Genomic DNA, 21,042 nt, shown 5'->3' with positions numbered 1-21,042 from the left:
ACGAACCGATAATTATATCAGAAAAAAGAGCAATAAACGTTGGCTACCCACAAATGGTCATACCACTAATATGATTCTTATACGTGTATTTTTGCATAAGTCATCACCAAGTCTGCAACCGTTTCAGCATTCAGTTTTTTCATTAAACTAGAACGATGCACTTCTACTGTACGAACCGCAACGAATAGTTCTGCCGCAATTTGTTGATTTCGTTTTCCAGCCACAATTAAATGTAAGATTTCAGCTTCTCTTTCTGTAAGTGACCCAAATACTTTTTTACTTTCTTGCTTATCATAAAGACTCATAGAAGCGACAATAGCTTTACTAATTGCCAGCGCTAATTGTTCGCCATCAACAGGTTTTTGAAAAAAATCAACCGCGCCTAATTTTAAAGCATCCACAGCCATTGGAACATCCCCATGCCCTGTTAGAAAGATCACTGATAAGGGGCTTTTTTGCTGATTCAGTAAAGCATGTACTTCTTGACCGCGAAGGATTGGCATCCTGCTATCCAGAATCACACAACCGGGTTTCATCAAGTCAATCTTATCAATAAAATCTTGCCCATCATTAAAAGAAACGACATAAAAATCATATCCTTCCAACATAAAGATTAAAGAATCACGTACAGATTCATCATCATCAACAATATACACTGGCACGACTAACTCAGACATTTACTTCCCTTATCCAACGCATTATTTCTCATTCTCTTTTTTATTAGGCAATAGTGTACTTAACCGTGGAAATATTACTGTGACACAACACCCTTGTGGTGACGCAGGTTCCAATAAAAATTTCCCTTGGTGCGCTTCAATCACGTCACGACAAATCGCAAGTCCCAATCCTAACCCGTTCTCTTTTGTGGTAAAAAAGGCTTTAAATAATGACTCGCTATCTTCTTCAAACCCAATACCATTATCTCGTATTTTAATCATGACTGTAGAATCGTTACACTGTACGTCAATATCAATATGATGCGGCACTTCTTCACGTTGTAGACACGCATCTGCTGCATTATTAAAGATATTAAGTAACACTTGTTGTATCCCTACCGCGTCTCCCCATAAAGTATAAATTTCAGTGGAATGCTCTCGGGTAATATGAATTTTTTTCTTTTGAAAGTCATATTCTAATAACGCTAAAGTATCACTAATAATACTATTGATTTCACATTCTACTTTGGCTATTTGACGCTTATTAATCAGTTTTCGTAAACGTTGAACAATACTGTCTGCGCGAATAACCTGCTGCTCTATTTTTTCTAAAATAGGGATTAACTCTTGAGCTGATTGCCCTTTTTTAAGGCGTAATAACCCCCCTTGACTGTAATTACGAATAGCGGCTAATGGTTGATTAATTTCATGGGCCAAGCTACTTCCTAATTCTCCAACAATACTTACTCTTTGAGCATGTTCTAGCATTGAGTTTTTCTCTTTTAAACTATGGAGAGTACTTTCTAGTTCACGTTTGCTACGACTGAATCGATACTCCAATAAAAAATGATAGACATTAAGTGAAAGCACTAAAATAAATAACATCCATCCCCACTGTTGATTCAGTTTTAACCATGCGACAGCTTCCTGCCACCACGGTTTTTGCAGTGGATGCATATCCAAACCTTGGTACAATTTATCCACCGAAAGCTGGCTAATGGGAGATGTCCAACCCAGCGAATTAGCAGCAAGAGCCGCATCCTCATGACTCGGTAATGATAATAATGCTCTGGTGATCGGCTTTGCTAATCGTTCATCCCCTTTCCCTGTTTTAGCAAATGACCAATTTGGATAGAGTGGTGTTGAAGTGGCGCAAGAAAAATCGTCAGGAGCGATATTATTGATCACTCGATAGTTAAAGAAATCTATCAGGCCCTCTTTGTTCATTCTTTCAATTAAACACACTGGCACAATCGCGGCATCAATATGTTTATCACGTAATTGATAAATTAAAGCATCCAACGGGAACCCTAAAAATTGAGTATCGGAAAAATACGTTGATTGCCTTAACCCGAGTTTATTAACCTCAAATCGTAAGGTCAGATAACCGCCAAAGGCATTTTCATCGACCGCCGCTAAGGACTGTCCGCTTAATGATTCAATAGTCATAAACGATGAATCACGACGTACCACTAACGCCGAGCCAATTGCATGAGTGGTTCCATTTTTACGAGTGGTGTTCGCGCTGTTTAATGTCGCAAGCCAAGAGAGTGGGTATTGTCTGCCTAATCGTACGGCCTGACCGGGGTTAGTGATAACAAAATCAACGGTTTGGTTCTCGACTGCTTGTTCCATTTGTTGAAGTGTAAAAGGATGCAAAACAAAATGAGTATTAGGAACGCGTTCACTCAACCAATCCAACGTCGGCTGCCAACGGTGTTGCGCCTCTGCTCCGCCACGAGTGGCCAACACTCCGACATCTACATTAACGGTTTGTGCTTGAGCAAAGACTGCATGAGATAACAAACACAAATACCCTACCCACAACGATAGACTGATTTTACGACCCTGTATTTGCCATCCATTGCTCATTATCTTTTCGCTCTTATTTGAAATACTTGCCAAGAATAGCAACTTCAGTGTTTTTCCCAACTCTTTTTTCTTGTTTTAGATCAACCCACCTTACGCTATGTGGAAAACCACAATAGGCGGAACTGACATAATTTTCAATAATCCATTCATATTATGAAATGCACTCTAACTCCTAACCAAAAAGGTGTTTTATGGACAATACCAAACGTCGATTTCTCAGTCGTCTTGGCACCCTTACCGCAGGCGCTGCCATTATTCCTGTCGCTGGCGCAGGCACATTATCAGCCAATACCATTATCCGTAATAATAACCAGCCAGACCGCAAAGGCATGGTGGGTAAACGTTATGCAATGGTTGTTGATTTACGAAAATGTGTTGGCTGCCAAGCCTGTACCGTGGGTTGTTCCATCGAAAACCAAGCCCCTATTGGGCAATTTAGAACGACCGTAAAACAATACGAAGTCACGCTAGATAATGGCGATACTGAAGTTCAAAACGTCAAATCATTCATGTTACCGCGTTTGTGTAACCACTGTGAAAATCCCCCTTGCGTTAAAGTTTGCCCAGTTCAAGCGACCTTCCAACGTGAAGATGGCATTGTCATGGTGGATAACGAACGCTGCGTAGCCTGCGCTTATTGTGTTCAGGCTTGTCCTTACGATGCCCGTTTCATTAATGAAGAAACCCTAACCGCTGACAAATGCACCTTCTGTGCTCACCGCTTAGAAAAAGGCTTATTGCCCGCTTGTGTCGAAACTTGTGTGGGTGGCGCGCGAGTGATTGGGGATTTGAACGATCCTAGCAGTGAAATTGTGCGTTTAATGGCAGAAAATCAAGCAGACATTAACGTACTAAAACCAGAAGAAGGAACACAACCGCACGTATTTTATATCGGCATGGACGAGCGCTTTACCTCTCACATTGAGGGTAAAGCGGCGATTTATGATCCAAAAGGAGAAAATGCATGAACATCACTGAAGTTTTAATTCAACCACAAGCAACCACGTGGCTTCCGTGGGCCGTGCAATATTTCTTATACATTGGCTCTGCTTACGCTGCTGCTATTTTATTTTTACTGAGCTTGGTATTTCAACAATTCACCAGCCATAAAATGCGCTCGGCATTGGTATTAACCCTTGCGATTGGCGCGATTGTTGGCCCGTTAGCATTAACTGGTGATTTGCATCAACCAGGTCGCGCTTGGCATTTCTTCTTCCATCTTACGCCTTGGTCTTGGATGTCTCTTGGTTCGTTGTTCTTACCTCTTTTCTCAGGGCTAGGAGTACTCACTGCATGGCTATATTTACGTGATGACATTGCCCAATTGAAAAACAGCACCAATCCAATCGCAAAATTAGTGGGCTTAGTCACTCTGGGTGATTGGAAAATAAGTGCCGTACAAATGAAAATCGTCGCGGCGATCACGGTTTTATTAGGGTTAAGCATCGCGCTTTATACGGGCGCTGAAATTGCCATTGTAGAAAGCCGTCCATTATGGAATCAAGCCGCTTCTCCTCTACTTTGGTTTATCACCGCTTTCTTAGGTGCGATTGGTTTCTCTGCAATTTTATTGTGGCTGTTCCCATCAGAAAATAACGACGTCATGAAGAGCGGGGATTTATCCCTCATCAAACGCGTGACGACATTAAGCTCACTGCTTGCTTTTATTCTTGTGCCGCTTTGGGCTTCAAATAACCCGTACTTTTCATTGTACGAAAACAGCGATTGGATCACTCGATTAAGCATTGTCAGCATGGGTTTTGTCCTTTGTTTTATTGTGGCTCAAAACATCAAAAAACTGCATCGATTGAGTTTCGCAGTGATTGCATTCAGCACTTTATGTACGAGCTTTTATTTACGCTGGGTCACCATGATGGATGTACAAACCATTCCAAAATTTGATGTCGGTGCTTATCCATACGAACTGCCAATGGGTGGCTCTGGGCTGCTGGGTATTATTGGCATGTTTGGCTTATGGATGGCATTAGCGCTTGCTGCATCTGAACTCATCAACACAACAAAATCAACCAAGTAAGGAATTGAACATGGATAACAAACGTCGTCAGTTTTTAAAATCAGGTCTTGCTGTTGGTGGTGTTGGTGCTTTTGCAGCAGGCTATGCAACAACAGCGAAACACATAGCCCATGGGATGATTGAAGGTACCGCAGGTAAGAAGACCAATCATATTCATCATGGTAATTCACTAGAACCAGAATACACAGTAACAGAAAATGGCAAGTTGATTGCAAATCCAAAGCAACGCGTAGCACCCTCTATGTGCTTTGGCTGTTGGACATTATGTGGCTTACGTGTTCGTATTGATAATGACAGCGATAAAATCTTACGTATCTCTGGCAATCCTTATCACCCGTTATCACACGAGCAGCAAATCCCATTTAATACGTCGGTAAAAGACGCGTACATTGGCTTAGCCGGAGAAACAGGCATTGCTGGTCGCTCAACGGCATGTGCCCGTGGTAATGGCATGATGGAAATTCGTAACAGCCCATATCGTATTACTCAACCATTAAAACGTGTCGGTAAACGTGGTGAAGGTAAATGGGTGCCAATCAGCTATGAGCAACTACTAAAAGAAGTCGTAGAAGGCGGTGATCTGTTTGGTGAAGGTCATGTAGAAGGTCTGCGTGAGATCCGCGATATTAAAACACCATTAGACTCAAATAATCCTGAGTACGGCCCAAAAGCCAATCAATTATTAGTCACCAATGCGGGTAACGAAGGTCGTGATGATATTTTAAAACGCTTTGCTTTCAACAGTTATGGTACACGTAACTTTGGTCATCATGGTTCATATTGTGGTTATGCGTTCCGCGCAGGATCTGGCGCATTAATGAATGACTTAGACAAATTCTCCCACGTAAAACCGGATTTAGAACACACCGAATTTGCGATCTTTATTGGTATGTCTCCCGCACAAGCCGGTAATCCATTTAAACGTCAAGCTCGTCAATTAGCGGCGGCTCGTACTCGTGGTAATTTTGAATACACCATTATCACACCAAGCTTACCGGCAGGCTCATCAAGTCTAGCAGCAGGTGATAACAACCGTTGGATGCCAATTAACTCAGGCACGGATTCCGCCTTAGTGTTAGGTATGATCCAATGGATGATCACGAATGAGCGTTATAATAAAACCTTCTTAGCGCAACCAAGTGCGAATGCAATGAAAAACGCAGGCACAGCCCATTGGTGTAATGCCACTCACCTTGTTATAAGCGATGAATCCCATCCTAGAAATGGGGCATTTTTACGTGCCTCTGAAATGGGGTTACCATACGAAGGCGAAGCACTGTCTGATTCAGATCCTTATGTGATTATTGATGCTGAAACAAACCAATTAGCCATCAATACACAAGACCAACCTGCAATATTATTTGTTAGCCAACAAGTAGAAACCACCACCGGTACAGTAATGGTTAAGTCCTCATTGCAACGCTTAAAAGAAGAAGCGTTTAAATATGACTTGGCGTTCTACAGTGAACAATGTGGTATCTCACAAGAAGATATTATTGCTTTAGCTACTAAATTTACCAGTCATGGAACCAAAGCCGTTGCCGATACTCACGGCGGTAACATGCACAGTAATGGCTTCTATAATGCTTATACTATTTTAATGTTGAACGCCCTTATCGGTAACATTAATCTAAAAGGCGGAACGATGGCAAAAGCCGGCGGATATCCAACCTCTACAGCAGGTCCTCGTTATAATTTCGCTAACTTTAAAGGTAAAGTGAAACCAAAAGGCGTGTTCTTATCGCGCAGCAAGTTCCCTTACGAGAAAACAAACGAGTACAAGCGAAAAGTAGCAGCTGGCCAATCGCCTTACCCAACTCGTTCACCTTGGTATCCTATCTCTGCGCCATTATTAACCGAGCATTTATCTGCGGCGATTGATGGCTATCCATACAGAGCAAAAGCATGGATAAACCACATGGCTAATCCACTGTACGGTGTTCCAGGGTTAAATAATTTATTGGGTGAAAAACTAAAAGATCCAAAACAACTTGGGTTAATCGTCTCTGTCGATGCTTTTATCAATGAAACTACCGCACTGTCTGATTATTTAGTCCCTGATACCGTGACTTATGAAAGCTGGGGAATGGCAACACCTTGGCACGGCGTTCCAACCAAGGCACTGACCGCTCGTTGGCCTATTGTTAATCCATTAACAGAGAAAACTACCGATGGTCGCTCTATTAATTTAGAAAATTTCTTTATCGATGTTGCAAAATCAATGGAACTTGGTGGTTTTGGTGATAATGCAATGCCTGATACTCAAGGAAATTGGCACTCTATTCACTCAGCAGAAGACTTCTATTTACGTTCAGCAGCAAACTTAGCGTATGCGGCTAATGGCGTACCAACCGCTACGGCTGAAGACATTATTCTTTCAGGATTAGAGCGCCTAGTCCCTGATATGCAACGAGTATTAACGCAAGAAGAGTTTGGCAAAGTCGCTTACATCTTTGCTCGTGGGGGTCGGTTTGAAGACGCAACAGAAGCGTACAAAAATGATGAAATGAAATACAAATGGAAAAAAACATTAGCGATTTGGAACGAGAAACTCGGGACCTCTCACAACACCATGACAGGTGAGCAATACAGTGGTTGCCCTACGTGGTATCCACAAAAGCTCGCTGATGGCACACCGTTAAGTGATAAATACCCAAAATCAGAATGGCCATTTACGTTAACTAACTTTAAATCCAACATTCACAGTGCGGTGTCTAACTTATCTCCTCGCTTGAATTCAATTAAAGGCGTAAACCCTGTTTATATTCATCCGACAGATGCACAAAAACTCGGCGTCAAAACTGGCGATGTATTCACAATAACCACACCAAGCGGCTCAACCAAAGCGTTAGCGATGTTAGTTGATGGTATTCAACGTGGCACACTAGGCTTTGAACATGGGTTTGGTCATAAAGAGTTAGGTGAACGTGCCCATTGGATTGGCGATACTCAACAACCAGTAAAAATGAAATCAAACGATGGCGTAAATATCAATGACATTGGTTTGATAGACCCTACTCGTGAAGGCAAAGGTGTCTTACTCGATTGGGTGGTTGGTGCAGCAGCAAGACAAGCTCTTCCTGCTAAGATCAGCCTAAGCTAAATTACTCTCTACAATGGTGGCTGGTGTAGTTCTACACATCAGTCACTGTTCACTACCGTAAATGACATTCATTTCATTAGTATCACAGGCTGCATAATAAATGTGGAAAACCACAATACCCAAGGCTATAAATAATATTGATAATAAAAAGAAAACACCTCTAAAAATAAAGCAATTTTGTGGAGCAAATATGTCGTTAACCAAAATAGTTCAAGGCAGCTTAGGGTTAGGAGTGTTACTTCTATCCATCAGCTCTGCTTTTGCAGCCCCCATCCCCCCATCAGCAACAGTATGTACTAGCTGTCATATGCCTACAGGAATGGGATTACCTAATATGGCACCTATGATTGCAGGAAAAAATGCCAAGTATCTAACACGTCAAATAGATTTATTTCTCGGAGGTGAACGCAACGATCCTCTAATGACACCAATGGCAAGTCTCATTGTGGATCCACAAAAGAAAGCCGAAGCCATTAGCTATTTCGCCTCTTTATCTGCTCCTGAAATTAAAACCCCAGAACAACGTGGCGACCATGTCATCATCTCAGATCCCGCTCGAAAGCTGGTCTACCAAGGCGATTGGAGTCGTAATATTCCCGCTTGCTCTACTTGTCATGGCGCAAATGGCATCGGTGATCAAGATTTCCCACGGTTAGCAAATCAACACCCTGACTATCTTGAAGAACAATTAAAAGCATGGAAAAACAAAACACGTTCAGGGGATCACAATGATGTTATGGGCAGTATTGCCAGACAGCTCACAAATACTGAAATCTCGCAATTATCTCAATATTTTGCCAACGTGAAATAAGGATGATGACAATGATAAAATACCTAATTACTTTGGCTGTCGCTGTATTATTATCAAATAACGCTTTAGCAAATACAGATTTACCAGATAAACAAACAGAATTACCTGCACATCCCAAAACAGAAAAGTCGGATCACTTGGTTCCACGTGATTTCAGTACAATTCCGAATACCCCTTTTGGTGACAAAGTTAAACAAGGCTATTCTTTATTTGTAAACACGCAAACCTTGCAAGGTAAATACGTTAATAGCCAACAAAATTGCGTAAACTGCCATATGCAAGCGGGTATGAAAGCCGATTCAGCGCCACTTTGGGGGGCATTCATGGCCTACCCTGCTTACCGCTCGAAAAATGACAAAGTAAACACCTACGCTGAACGTATTCAAGGGTGTTTCACTTATTCCATGAACGGAACTCCGCCACCAAAAGACTCACCTGAATTAGTTGCATTAAGTGCGTATTCTTATTGGTTAGCCATGGGGGGGTTATTAGACAAATATGGAATGCAAGATACTTCTATTCCTGAGTTATCAGATGCTGCGGTTCAGCTTGGCGGTAATGATGAAACGTTCATCCTACCTACTGAAATGATGCAAGATTTACCCGCTGGTAAACGAGGTAAACTTGCTGGTCGTAGTTTTCCTAAGTTAGATAAACCAGAACAAGTGCCTTCTATGAATCGTGGTGAAATTGTTTATAACACCACGTGTGCAAGTTGTCATGGTGCCAATGGCGAAGGCATTAGAGATCACGGCGTGCAATCTTTCCCACCACTATGGGGCAAAGACTCATTTAACTGGGGCGCGGGCATGCACCGTGTTAATACCGCCGCTTTCTTTATCTATGAAAACATGCCACTTGGGAAAAGCATTCAGATCACCAAACAGGAAGCATGGGATGTGGCAGCCTTCATGAACAGTCATGAACGCCCTCAAGATCCTCGCTTTAGAGGTGACTTAAAAGCAAATAAGGAAAAATACCATAACCACCAAGGTTACTACGGTAAAGAAGTAAATGGCAAAGTATTAGGCGAACATTCATTTTAATAAAAATACCTAATTAACATAATAAATAGCAACGTCTATTAGTTAAATAAAGCCCTTATTAGTTCGATAATAAGGGCTTTTTATTGTAATTTTGTTAACATCATCCCTGTTTATTAAAATAAAATACGTTATATTCTCGCGAAATTAATCCTTATTGACAATTGAGTCCATAATGAAACTCAGCGTTAACACACTACTTATTTCTACTCTATTCGCTTCTTTTTCTGCTTTTTCCACCCCTGTTGAATTTCAAAAGATCCCAGAGATCATGACAAAATTTGAATCTGCTCAACTGTTTGTTAAAAGCTCACCAACTTTAGGCCGATTACCAAAAAAGGCTGAATTAGGAAAAGAGTTTCCAACTTACGTTTCAGATGGCAAAGGCGGTTACCACCTAGAAACAAGCAATACAATAATTAAAGAAGTTGTTGTCGCTAGAATGCCAACTGCAGTTATCGATGATGTCTATAATGAATGGTTAGTACCTCAAGATAAATGGAAAAATACTTATGGTAAATTACCAACATCTACGGAGTTCGCATCATTTAAGCGTATTAAAACTATCAAAGCGGTTAAGATTGACGATGAAATGCTCAAATTGATGGGCAGTGAAAATGGTAAAACAGCCACCATTAAAGTAAGTTGGGATGATAAAGGAATGACAGTCTACAAAGACGGTTATCTTGCTGATTATGAATACGGTATTGCGCCAGAAGAAATGAAAGAAAACTATGAACTAGTAAAATAATGCCAATAAAAAGGCCGCCCCCATTACATAAAGTGAGCATTTAAATTTTCCAAAATGGAAAAGAATCATTGAATTAATTTCACTAACTGAAATGACATTCTTGGCTCATAATAAACCCATACTAATTAAAAGGGTTTTATCATGAGTCAAGAACGTTTCTATAGCATCATTACTGACGCCAGCTTATCGCCAAAACAAAAATCACAATATTTAGCGTTAGAAGCAGAGGCAAGTCTACCTTACATGGAGATTGACTCAGAAACCCAACAAGCCTTAAGTGATGGCGTATTATGTGACATGTTTGAAGGTCACGCTCCGTTTAAACCTCGCTATGTATTGCCTGATTACGCAAAGTTCTTATCTCAAGGTTCTGAATACCTAGAGCTATCTGCGGCCGAAAATTTTGATGATGCATTAAACTTACTGACGATTATCTATCATCATGTCCCTTCCGTTACTTCTATCCCTGTTTACCTTGGCCAGCTTGATACTGTACTTATGCCTTACGTTGGTGCCCTTAGTGATGAAGAAATTTACCAAAAAGTAAAACGCTTCTGGATCATGCTAGATCGCACCCTTCCAGATGCCTTCATGCACGTAAACATTGGTCCAACAGATAACATTATTTGTCGTACTATCTTGCGTGTTGATGCTGAATTAAAGCAAATCGCACCTAACCTAACCTTTATGTATGATGCTGACGTTACGCCTGATGACTTACTTCGCCAAGCGGCATCAAATATCTGTGAATGCAGCAAGCCACACATTGCTAACTATCCTATTCATGCAAAAGCGTATAACAACACTGGTTTTGGCATTGTTAGTTGTTACAACTCTCTGCCACTTGCTGGTGGTTCAAATACGCTAGTTCGTATGAACCTAAAAGAAGTAGCAAAAAAATCACAAAACAAAACAGATTTTGTTGAGAATATTCTTCCTCATTACTGCAGCGTAATGTTTGGTTTGATGGACACTCGTAGTGAGTTCTTACATGAAAAATCAAATTTCTTTGAAGGCTTCTTAACAAAAGAAGGCTTAATCAACGAAGACCGCTTTGCACCAATGTTCGGCATTTTCGGCATGGCTGAAGCGGTAAATATCCTAATGGAGAAAGAGGGTGTTGAAGCAAAATACGGCCATGACGAAGCAGCAAATCTATTAGGTCATGCTATTTCTAAGCAGCTTTCTAAAATCGTTGATGCGACTGATGTAAAATACGGTTACCACAAAAAAGCACTACTTCATGCTCAAGGTGGCATCAGCTTAGATCTTGATGTTACTCCAGGCGTTCGTATTCCTTATGGTACAGAACCAGACCCTGTTTCATATGTACAAGCAACCGCTGGCCACCACCAATACTACACATCAGGTATCAGTGATATTTTAACGATTGATGAAACCGTTAAATCAAACCCTGAAGCGATGTTTAATTTGGCAAAAGGCGCACTGCAATCAGGTTACCGCGAGTTTACGGCTAATGTTGCGTCAAACGATTTGGTACGAGTGACTGGTTACATGATTAAATTGTCTGATATTGCAAAATACGACAATGAAGGTTCTCGCACTAATACCACATTCTTAGGTGCTGAAGCGGCTAAAAATACAGGTATTCTAGAGCGTAAACCTCGTGTTGCGGCATTAGAAATCACACCAACGTACGCAGAATAAGCTAGATAGTATATGGTTGACGTTATCACTCAACAGAGCAATACCATCAACTATGACAAAACAGGATTGGTCAGTAAAATACTGACCTTTTCTTGTGTCGATGGTCCAGGTAATCGCCTTGTGATTTTTTTACAAGGCTGTAATTACGATTGTATAACTTGTCATAACCCTCATACCATTAACCATTGTGATCACTGTGGTGATTGCGTTGAACCTTGTCCTACAGGTGCATTAACCTTTGATAATTCTCCAAGCAGAAAAGTCATTTGGAATGAAGCCTTATGCACTCAATGTGATAAATGCATTGATGTCTGCCCAAGTAAATCCAATCCAAAAATAACGACATATTCGGTAGAAAAGCTGCTTGAATTCACTAAGAAACACGCCCCATTTTTAAGTGGTGTCACAATTTCTGGTGGTGAGGCGACCTTACAATTACCGTTTATTGTTGAATACTTTAAAGCAATTAAATCAGACAACGCATTAGGTCACCTGACTTGTTTTATTGACAGTAATGGCAGTTTGTCAGAGCAAGGGTGGAACAAGGTTTTACCTTATCTTGATGGCACCATGATTGACTTAAAGGCTTGGCAAAATGACACCCATTTATGGTTAGTCGGCAGAGAAAATCATCGCGTTTTACGATCTATAAACCTATTAGCTCAACACGACAAATTACACGAAGTTCGTTTATTACATATACCCAATAAAACCGACTTATTGTGTGAAATTGATGCTGTTAGTGAGTATTTAAAGACATTACCAGATCATATCAGCATTCGCTTAAATGCCTTTCAACATCATGGCGTCGTTGGTGAAGCCTTAAATTGGGATAAATGCAGCAAAGTGCAAATGGAAGAATTTGAACACAGTTTGGCTCAACGATTAGGCCGTTCTGTTATCACACCAACCGTTTATACCTAAACAAACCATTGATTCATAAAGAAAGCCTCAGCTATAATGTTACTGTAACATTAACTAAGGCTTATTATGACTACCGATACACGAAAATCACGCCCCACTTTACAAGACATTGCTGATAGAATCGGCATCACCAAAATGACGGTCAGCCGCTATATGCGAGATCCAAGTTCGGTTGCAGAGCCAACGCGTGTCAAAATAAAAGCGGTAGTTGAAGAGCTTGGATACATTCAAAACCGTGCCCCAGCAATGCTTTCAAAAGCCTCAAGTAAAGCGATAGGTGTATTGCTACCTTCTTTATCAAACCAAGTATTTGCTAATTTTACACAAGGTATTGAAGCGGTAACCAATGCTCGTGGTTATGAAACGCTAATAGCCCACTTTAGTTACAGCAAAGACATTGAAGAAAACAAGATAGCAGCCCTGCTTTCTTATCAGGTAGATGGACTTATTTTAACCAGTTCAGAGCATACTCCGCGTACATTACAAATGATAAAAACCGCTGGCGTACCAATTATCGAAGCCATGGAATTGCCTGAAAACCCAATTGATATCGCTGTCGGATTAGATCACGAATTAGCGGCTTATACTGTCGTTAAATCTATGCTCAATACAGGGAAAAAGCACATCGTCTACTTTGGTGCCCGACTGGATACCCGAACACAACTACGTATGAATGGTTACGATAGAGCGATTACAGAAGCTGGATTTGAGCCAATCCACATCCTAACCGAAGCTCACTCAAGCTTTACCTTAGGTCAAAAACTTCTTGAACAAACATTAAACAAACACCCTACTGTAGACGGGATCTTCTGTACTAATGATGATATCGCTATCGGAACAATCATGGCTTGCCAAAAAAGAAAAATCCCAGTTCCACAACAAATTAGTGTAGTCGGGTATAACTCGTTAGACATAGGCCAAGCAATGTCACCAAAACTAACCAGCGTAGATACGCCTTTGTACGCGATTGGTGAAAAAAGTGCACAATTACTGCTAGATTCTCTGGCAGGAAAAAGCCCAGAACAAACAGTTTTTGATCTGGGCTTTACGATTACACAAGGAGAAAGCTTGTAATTTCAGTTTTCTCTATTGCGCTTTATCTCTGAACCTTAGATATTAAGTCTATCAATTAATACAAGAATGAAGCGCCTTCTTCTGCACTCGAAACATTATCTCGCATAATTTTGAACATATCTCGTCCCCACGTGATCTGATCTTTTTCCGTATCAAGGAACATAGGTTGACGCCCCTCATACGAGGTTAATAAATCTAACTTTCCATTTTCACTGTCAAGACGAACAATATCTCCTTCTTGAATCAATCCAATCACACCACCACGTAGGGCTTCAGGAGAAATATGGATAGCCGCAGGGATCTTTCCTGACGCACCAGATAATCGACCATCAGTAACCAAGGCAACTTTATAACCGTCTTTCTGAATATTTCCCAAAATAGGCATTAGCTTATGTAGCTCAGGCATTCCATTCGCTGCGGGTCCATTGTGGGTCACGACAATAATACAATCTTGATTTAATAGGCCTTTTTTGTACGCTATTTCCACATCATGTTGTGAAATAAACACTTTCGCAGGGGCTTCTATAAATCGGTATTCTTTTGCCACAGCAGACACTTTAATCACTGCGCTACCTAAATTTCCATGTAGCACTTTTGTACCACCAGTACTTTGAAACTCTTCGCCACTACATGCAATAACATTAGGGTTTGCAGTACCTATTACATCGATCCAGTCAAGCTGCCCATCAACTAGCGTCGGTGACATTAGCTGTTGGTTGAAATCGCCAAAAGCTGGGGTAACATCAGTATGTAACAATTCATTTTCGTGTAGGCGTTTCATTAATGCAGGAACACCGCCTGCAACTTGAAATTCATTAATATCTGCGGGACCGTTTGGATACACTTTTACTAATAATGGGACGATATCAGACAAGTCGCTTAAATCTTCCCACGTTAAAATGAAACCTGCGGCACGTGCAATTGCAATCATATGAATGCTGTGGTTTGTGCTACCACCAGAGGCTAATAATGCAATTAAGCCATTCACTAAACTCTTCTCTGTAAACACCTTTTTTAACGGTCTATATGATGGGGTATCAGCCGTCATCGATGCTAAACGCACAGATGCATAATCGGTTAATGCCGCACGAAGTGGCGATTCTGGATGAACAAAAGCGGAACCTGACAACATTAATCCCATCGCTTCAAAAACAAGCTGGTTTGTATTCGCGGTACCATAAAAGGTACAAGTTCCAGAAGAGTGATAAGCATTACATTCCATCTTCTGCAACGCATCTTGCCCGACTTTGCCCGCTACAAATTTTTGTCGAACATCGACTTTTTCTTCATTGGTAATACCAGTAGACATTGGTCCTGCAGGAATAAATGCCGTCGGTAAATGAGCATAACTTAGTGCCCCCATTAACTGTCCCGGGGCTATCTTGTCACAAATCCCAAGTAGTAATGTCGCATCAAATACATTATGGCTTAACGAAAACGCGGTAGATTGGGCAATTAAATCACGAGAGAAAAGAGACATATCCATGCCCGCTTGACCTTGCGTCACACCATCGCACATTGCAGGAACACCGCCTGCAATTTGTGCGGTATGGCCATGTTGATTCAATGCTGCTTTAATTTGGTCAGGATAATCTTTATACGTTTGATGAGCACTTAGCATGTCGTTGTATGCAGTAATAATCGCAACGTTTGCGTGTGTTAAATTCAATATCGTCGATTTTTCACTAGAACAAGAAGAGGCAACTGCATGGGCTAAATTACCACAAGACATTTGAGATCTACCTTTACCCGCCTTTTCTTGTTCTTCAATTTTATTCAAAAAAGCCTGACGACTATCAACACTTCGTTCTTGAATTCGTTTCGTTACCGCTAAGATGGCTGAGTGAGTCATGCTACTACCTTATTTTGTTGTGTATTATCTAGGTTGCTAAAGCGAGAAAGGCTTTCTAATTCTAAAACGGTTTTTTCAATAATGTCATTCAGCGTCGCATCTATATTTATGGTAATAACGCTTTTTTCACTCTCTGGTCGCTCTAAAATATCAAACTGACTCTTTACCATATTCTCTTTCATGAAATGACCAGAGCGAGAAGACATTCTTTGCAAAATAAGCTCAATACTTCCATCCAGAAAAACAAAACTCACGTTTTTATTCCCTTCTCGGATTTTATCACGATATCTTTTTTTCAATGATGAGCAAACAATCACACCCGTTTCGTTTTTACTTTCAATACTAAAAGCAGCATCACGCACGCGTTCTAACCAAGGTGAGCGATCGTCATCGTTTAATGGTTCACCGCGTGACATTTTTAAAATATTCGCTTTTGGGTGTAAGTCATCTCCATCAATAAATTTCGCTGAAATTCGTGTTGCCAGCAATTCACCAATCGTACTTTTACCACAGCCTGAGACACCCATAATAATGATGCTTTTTCCTGACATTTTTGCTCCCTAAGTTTTTTTGAGCTAGCTCTCACTTTTCAAACATCGTAAAGAATTTAGTTTATTTCCCAAATGTTATTGGTAACATGTTACCCGTAACTTGGAGGTTTGTGAAACTATTTTATTCAAACTTCGACCAATTAAGGGATAAAAAATGCAAACTATCGAACAACAATTAAAAGAAATCAAAGTCGTTCCAGTTATCGCAATTGAAGACAAAAATAATGCGGTGCCACTTGCTCAAGTACTTATAGAAAATGGATTACCTTGCGCTGAAATCACATTCAGAACCGAGGCTGCTGCAGAATCAATTCGTTTAATGAGAGATGCATATCCAACACTGTTGATTGGTGCAGGAACAGTATTAACAACTCAGCAAATTGATGACGCTATCGATGCGGGTGCCGATTTCATTGTTAGCCCAGGGCTGAATCCAACCACGGTAATTTACTGCCAAGAAAAGAACATTCCAATTATTCCAGGGGTTAATAATCCAAGCTTAGTTGAACAAGCGATGTCTTTAGGGTTAAAAACCGTCAAATTCTTTCCAGCAGAACCGTCTGGTGGTTTATCTATGTTGAAGGCTTTATCTGCCGTTTATCCTGTCAGCTTTATGCCAACCGGCGGCATTAGCCCTGCAAACGTTTCAGATTACCTTGCTTTACCTTCTGTTGTCGCCTGTGGTGGAACTTGGATGGTACCAAACGCCATGATCAACAACGGTGATTGGGAAGGTCTAGCTCAGCTAGTAAAAGACGTAAACAATTAAATTCTGACAGAAACAAAACAATAACAAGACGAACGATGCGTACTCTTGTTGATTATTTAATCAACATTTCGTTCGTCTGTTCTCACACATGGAAAGTAAAATCTGGAGTTAAGCATGTCAAAGAATTATGGCGCTACTGCACAATCCGTTGTTGAAAAACTCGGTGGTTCACACAACGTTATTGCAGTCACTCACTGTATGACTCGATTACGCTTTGTTTTAAAAGATGAAAGTTTAATTGACCTTGCTGCACTAAAGACAATCAAAGGTGTAATGGGTGTTGTTCATAATAATGATAAATGCCAAGTCATTATTGGTAATACTGTCTCTTATGTATTTAAAGAAGTAACTGCACTTTGTAATTTAAGTGGCCAAGAAGATGTCGAGACAGCAAAAGTAAAGCTGACACCAAAAGTCATTGGTGCAAAAATTTTAGATGCTTTAATTGGTACCATGTCTCCCCTGATCCCAGCGATCATTGGTGGCTCAATGGTAAAGTTATTAGGCATGCTCCTGTTAATGGCAGGGGTATTTGAAAAAACGGATTCTACCCTTATTATTTTAAATACCATCGGCGACGGTGCTTTCTTCTTCTTACCAATTATGGTTGCCGCTTCTGCTTCTATTAAATTTAAAACCAATATGTCATTGGCTATTGCGATAGCAGGTGTCCTTGTTCACCCCGCATTTGTTGACTTAATGGCGCAAGCAGCAAAAGGAGTTGAAACCGATTTCTTTGGTATTCCCATTACTGCTGTAAAATATACATATACGGTTATCCCTGTATTATGTATGACGTGGGTACTTTCTTATATTGAACGTTGGGTTGATAGTATTACGCCTGCAGTAACCAAGAACTTCCTTAAACCAATGCTCATTGTTCTAATTTCTGCTCCTATTGCCATTGTAATCATTGGCCCTGTAGGTATTTGGATCGGTACCGCCATTTCTGCATTAGTTTATACCGTTCATGACATACTAGGTTGGTTAGCTGTTGCTATTATGGGCGCAATTTGGCCTCTACTTGTTCTTACGGGAATGCACCGTGTATTTACACCTACAATTATCCAAACGATTGCAGAAACAGGTCGTGAGGGCATGGTTATGCCATCTGAAATTGGCGCTAACTTATCACTAGGTGGTTCATCATTAGCTGTCGCCTACAAGACTAAAAACAGTGAATTACGTCAAACTTCATTAGCAGCCGCAGCTTCAGCTATTTTAGCAGGTATTTCAGAACCTGCGCTTTATGGTGTTGCCGTTCGATTGAAAACGCCATTAATTGCAAGTGTCATCAGTGGATTCATTTGTGGTGCATTAGCTGGCATGGCTGGATTATTTAGTCATTCAATGGCAGCTCCAGGCTTATTTACTAGTGTGCAATTCTTCGATGTTGCTAACCCAATGAGTATTGTATGGGTATTTGGAATAATGGCTCTTTCAGTCGTTCTTTCTTTTGCGCTAACGTTGATCATTGGTTTTAAAGATATCCCTGAAGATGAAACTGACATTGAGCAAAAAGAGAATCAAGACGAAACCACTCCAGTTAACGTCAATACAAAACCAGAAACCGCGTAACTGATAAACCAATTTATATCATAAAATCAAAGTGCTAATCTCAATTGGCGCTTTGCTATTTAAAGGATAACAAGATGTCCAAGAATGTATTCCCTAACGATTTTTTATGGGGCGGCGCCATTGCTGCAAACCAAGCAGAAGGGGCACACTTAGAAGGCGGTAAAGGATTAACAACTGTTGATATGATCCCTTACGGTGAAAATCGTATGGCAACAAAATTAGGTTTATTGGAAAGTGTTTCATTAAATGAATCTGAATATTACCCTAGCCATCAAGCCATTGATTTTTACCATCGCTATAAAGAAGATATCGCCCTACTGGCCCAAATGGGATTCAAAGTATTTAGAACCTCTATTGCATGGAGTCGCATCTTTCCTAAAGGTGACGAGTTAGAGCCAAACCAAGAAGGCATTCGTTTTTATCGTGATCTCTTTTTAGAATGTAAAAAGCATGACATTGAGCCGTTAGTAACGCTATGCCATTTCGATGTTCCTATGCATTTAGTCAACGAATACGGTTCTTGGCGCAGCAGAGAAATGATTTCATTTTTTGAACGCTATGCAAAAACCTGTTTTACTGAATTTGATGGATTAGTAAAGCATTGGCTTACTTTCAACGAAATTAATATCTTACTGCACAGCCCATTTTCTGGTGCAGGTATCCTTTTCAAAGACGGTGAAAACAAAGAACAAGTTAAATACCAAGCTGCGCACCATGAGTTAGTTGCTAGTGCACTAGTCACACGCATCGCACATGAGATTAACCCACAGAACCAAGTCGGCTGTATGCTAGCGGGGGGGAATTTTTACCCATATTCATGCAAACCAGAAGACGTATTAATCGCAATGCAAAAAGACAGAGAAAACCTGTTTTTTATTGATGTTCAGTCGCGTGGTTACTACCCATCTTATGCTCAAAAGGTGTTTGATGAAAAAGGTGTGGTTATCGATATTACAGATGAAGATCGTGAGATATTAAAAAATACGGTCGATTTCATCTCATTCAGTTATTACGCTTCTCGTTGTGCCTCTGCAGATATGAACGATAACAATACCAGTGAAGCCAATGTCGTTAAATCAATTAAAAACCCTCATTTAGAAGCCAGTGATTGGGGCTGGGTTATTGATCCTGTCGGTTTGCGTATCACCATGAATACTCTATACGACCGTTATCAAAAACCATTATTCTTAGTCGAGAATGGATTAGGTGCGATAGATACTATTGATGAAAATAGTGAGATAAATGATGACTATCGCATCAATTACCTTAAAGAACATATTAAAGCGATGAAGGATGCAATTTCTGATGGCGTTCCATTAATGGGCTACACCCCATGGGGAAGCATTGATCTAGTAGCGGCTTCGACGGGTGAAATGAGTAAAAGATATGGTTTTATCTATGTTGACCGAGATAATCTAGGTAATGGCTCATTAGATAGAATGCCTAAAAAATCCTTTTACTGGTATAAAAAAGTCATCGCTAGTAATGGCGAAGATTTAGAATAAAAAAATCCTAATAATAAATAGCCAACCTCTTCCTCCAGAGGTTGGCTATTTTTTTATTCTTTATTCAGAAAAAACAGCGGTTAGATAACGATTGTTTAGTCCTTTCGTTAATATCGAATGCACTCTAAAGAACAACGCACTTGGTTTTTTAACATAGTGTTTAACGATATTTCGTCCCACACCTTGTGAACGGTTTTCTTTCGATTCTTTTTTCGAAAACAGTCCTTTAAATTCCCAATATTGGATCTGTTCAAAAGTCTCATTCGGCTGATAATTTGATTGTGAAAACAAACGGTAAAAAGAGGCAACCGTAAAGTCATGTAAATGATGCGGATTACCATCAACCGTTGGTGTTATCGGGACAGACGCAATCATAGCCCCTTCTTTACTCAGTTGAGTTAATAAATGGGTGACCATTTTTTGAGGTTCAGGTACATGTTCAATCGTTTCTAAGCTAATAATAGTGTCAAACTGTTGGTATCCACCATCATTAAGTGAGAGTTGAAAATTCATCCCATTACCGCATTCATAGCGTAAGTTATCCGCTTGATAATGTATTTTGGCGTATTCAACGGCTTTAGGATCTATATCTACACCTACAAATTGTTTATCAGGATGAGCCTCTGCCATCAACGCGGTTCCATACCCACAACCACAAGCAATATCTAACACATAAGTTCCACATAATTGCTTTGAAGCAAATTCATAGCGTTCTAAATGAATATCTAATACATCTTGATGACTTTTCTCATCTTGATTCAGCTGTTTTGGATAAATTCGCTCTAAAGAATGCTCAGCTGTTATCTTTTCTTTTGTAAAATCCATTTAAATACCTTGATAAGTGACGCCT

General features: G+C 40.4%; 17 protein-coding genes. 12 read left to right on the top strand and 5 right to left on the bottom strand.

Annotated features, from left to right (window positions below; all coding sequences use genetic code 11):
- Positions 1–77: 77 nt before the first annotated feature.
- On the bottom strand, positions 78–677 hold the full coding sequence (locus tag AC2IP4_RS17670) for a response regulator transcription factor (RefSeq protein ID WP_375319872.1): 600 nt from the start codon (positions 675–677) through the stop codon (positions 78–80).
- 21 nt (positions 678–698) lie between these two features.
- Positions 699–2,528, bottom strand: a complete 1,830-nt coding sequence (locus AC2IP4_RS17665) for a sensor histidine kinase (RefSeq protein ID WP_375319873.1) — start codon at positions 2,526–2,528, stop codon at positions 699–701.
- A 191-nt stretch (positions 2,529–2,719) separates the two neighbouring features.
- On the opposite strand from AC2IP4_RS17665, the gene dsrO reads away from it, so the two are divergent.
- The 9 genes from dsrO to AC2IP4_RS17620 all read left to right on the top strand — a co-directional run bounded on the left by dsrO (position 2,720) and on the right by AC2IP4_RS17620 (position 13,937).
- Complete coding sequence (gene dsrO, locus AC2IP4_RS17660; RefSeq protein ID WP_105055711.1) at positions 2,720–3,496, top strand: sulfate reduction electron transfer complex DsrMKJOP subunit DsrO; 777 nt, start codon at positions 2,720–2,722, stop codon at positions 3,494–3,496.
- Positions 3,493–4,563, top strand: coding sequence for an NrfD/PsrC family molybdoenzyme membrane anchor subunit (gene nrfD / locus AC2IP4_RS17655; RefSeq protein WP_486307344.1), 1,071 nt, complete (start codon positions 3,493–3,495; stop codon positions 4,561–4,563). Before dsrO ends, nrfD begins: the two co-directional genes overlap by 4 nt.
- 10 nt (positions 4,564–4,573) lie before the next feature.
- On the top strand, positions 4,574–7,666 hold the full coding sequence (locus tag AC2IP4_RS17650; RefSeq protein ID WP_486307343.1) for a molybdopterin-dependent oxidoreductase: 3,093 nt from the start codon (positions 4,574–4,576) through the stop codon (positions 7,664–7,666).
- A gap of 190 nt (positions 7,667–7,856) precedes the next feature.
- Positions 7,857–8,477: a c-type cytochrome gene (locus AC2IP4_RS17645; protein WP_486307342.1), complete on the top strand. Its 621-nt coding sequence runs from the start codon at positions 7,857–7,859 to the stop codon at positions 8,475–8,477.
- An 11-nt stretch (positions 8,478–8,488) separates the two neighbouring features.
- Positions 8,489–9,523 carry a c-type cytochrome gene (locus tag AC2IP4_RS17640; RefSeq protein WP_486310779.1) on the top strand — a complete coding sequence of 345 codons (1,035 nt, stop codon included), beginning with the start codon at positions 8,489–8,491 and terminating at the stop codon, positions 9,521–9,523.
- 172 nt (positions 9,524–9,695) lie between these two features.
- A complete protein-coding gene (locus AC2IP4_RS17635) occupies positions 9,696–10,271 on the top strand; it encodes a hypothetical protein (protein WP_486310778.1) in 576 nt (191 codons plus the stop codon).
- Positions 10,272–10,412: 141 nt separating this feature from the next.
- Complete coding sequence (locus AC2IP4_RS17630; protein WP_375319878.1) at positions 10,413–11,939, top strand: YjjI family glycine radical enzyme; 1,527 nt, start codon at positions 10,413–10,415, stop codon at positions 11,937–11,939.
- 12 nt (positions 11,940–11,951) lie between these two features.
- Positions 11,952–12,863 (top strand): YjjW family glycine radical enzyme activase, encoded by a 912-nt coding sequence (locus tag AC2IP4_RS17625; RefSeq protein WP_375319879.1) that lies wholly within the window; start codon positions 11,952–11,954, stop codon positions 12,861–12,863.
- Between the two features lie 66 nt (positions 12,864–12,929).
- Positions 12,930–13,937, top strand: a complete 1,008-nt coding sequence (locus tag AC2IP4_RS17620; RefSeq protein ID WP_375319880.1) for a substrate-binding domain-containing protein — start codon at positions 12,930–12,932, stop codon at positions 13,935–13,937.
- 55 nt (positions 13,938–13,992) lie between these two features.
- On the opposite strand, the gene edd is transcribed toward AC2IP4_RS17620, so the two are convergent.
- Together edd and AC2IP4_RS17610 are read right to left on the bottom strand one after the other, a co-directional pair.
- Complete coding sequence (edd, locus tag AC2IP4_RS17615; protein ID WP_486307339.1) at positions 13,993–15,789, bottom strand: phosphogluconate dehydratase; 1,797 nt, start codon at positions 15,787–15,789, stop codon at positions 13,993–13,995.
- Positions 15,786–16,340 (bottom strand): gluconokinase, encoded by a 555-nt coding sequence (locus tag AC2IP4_RS17610; RefSeq protein ID WP_486307338.1) that lies wholly within the window; start codon positions 16,338–16,340, stop codon positions 15,786–15,788. The genes edd and AC2IP4_RS17610 overlap by 4 nt, the downstream gene beginning before the upstream one ends.
- Before the next feature lie 154 nt (positions 16,341–16,494).
- On the opposite strand from AC2IP4_RS17610, the gene AC2IP4_RS17605 reads away from it, so the two are divergent.
- From AC2IP4_RS17605 to AC2IP4_RS17595, 3 genes are all read left to right on the top strand, one after another.
- Positions 16,495–17,109 carry a bifunctional 4-hydroxy-2-oxoglutarate aldolase/2-dehydro-3-deoxy-phosphogluconate aldolase gene (locus tag AC2IP4_RS17605; protein WP_486307337.1) on the top strand — a complete coding sequence of 205 codons (615 nt, stop codon included), beginning with the start codon at positions 16,495–16,497 and terminating at the stop codon, positions 17,107–17,109.
- 114 nt (positions 17,110–17,223) lie between these two features.
- The gene (ascF, locus tag AC2IP4_RS17600; protein WP_486307336.1) at positions 17,224–18,687 is read left to right on the top strand and encodes a PTS cellobiose/arbutin/salicin transporter subunit IIBC; all 1,464 of its coding nucleotides are present in this window, start codon (positions 17,224–17,226) and stop codon (positions 18,685–18,687) included.
- A gap of 74 nt (positions 18,688–18,761) precedes the next feature.
- A complete protein-coding gene (locus AC2IP4_RS17595) occupies positions 18,762–20,192 on the top strand; it encodes a 6-phospho-beta-glucosidase (RefSeq protein ID WP_486307335.1) in 1,431 nt (476 codons plus the stop codon).
- 60 nt (positions 20,193–20,252) lie between these two features.
- Here AC2IP4_RS17595 and AC2IP4_RS17590 read toward each other — a convergent pair whose 3' ends face one another.
- On the bottom strand, positions 20,253–21,017 hold the full coding sequence (locus AC2IP4_RS17590) for a class I SAM-dependent methyltransferase (RefSeq protein WP_486307334.1): 765 nt from the start codon (positions 21,015–21,017) through the stop codon (positions 20,253–20,255).
- Positions 21,018–21,042: the final 25 nt, after the last annotated feature.

The sequence above is a fragment of the Aliivibrio thorii genome, from assembly GCF_057368585.1.
Note: the sequence above shows the minus strand (reverse complement) of the source record. Positions and strands in the feature narration are given on the sequence as shown.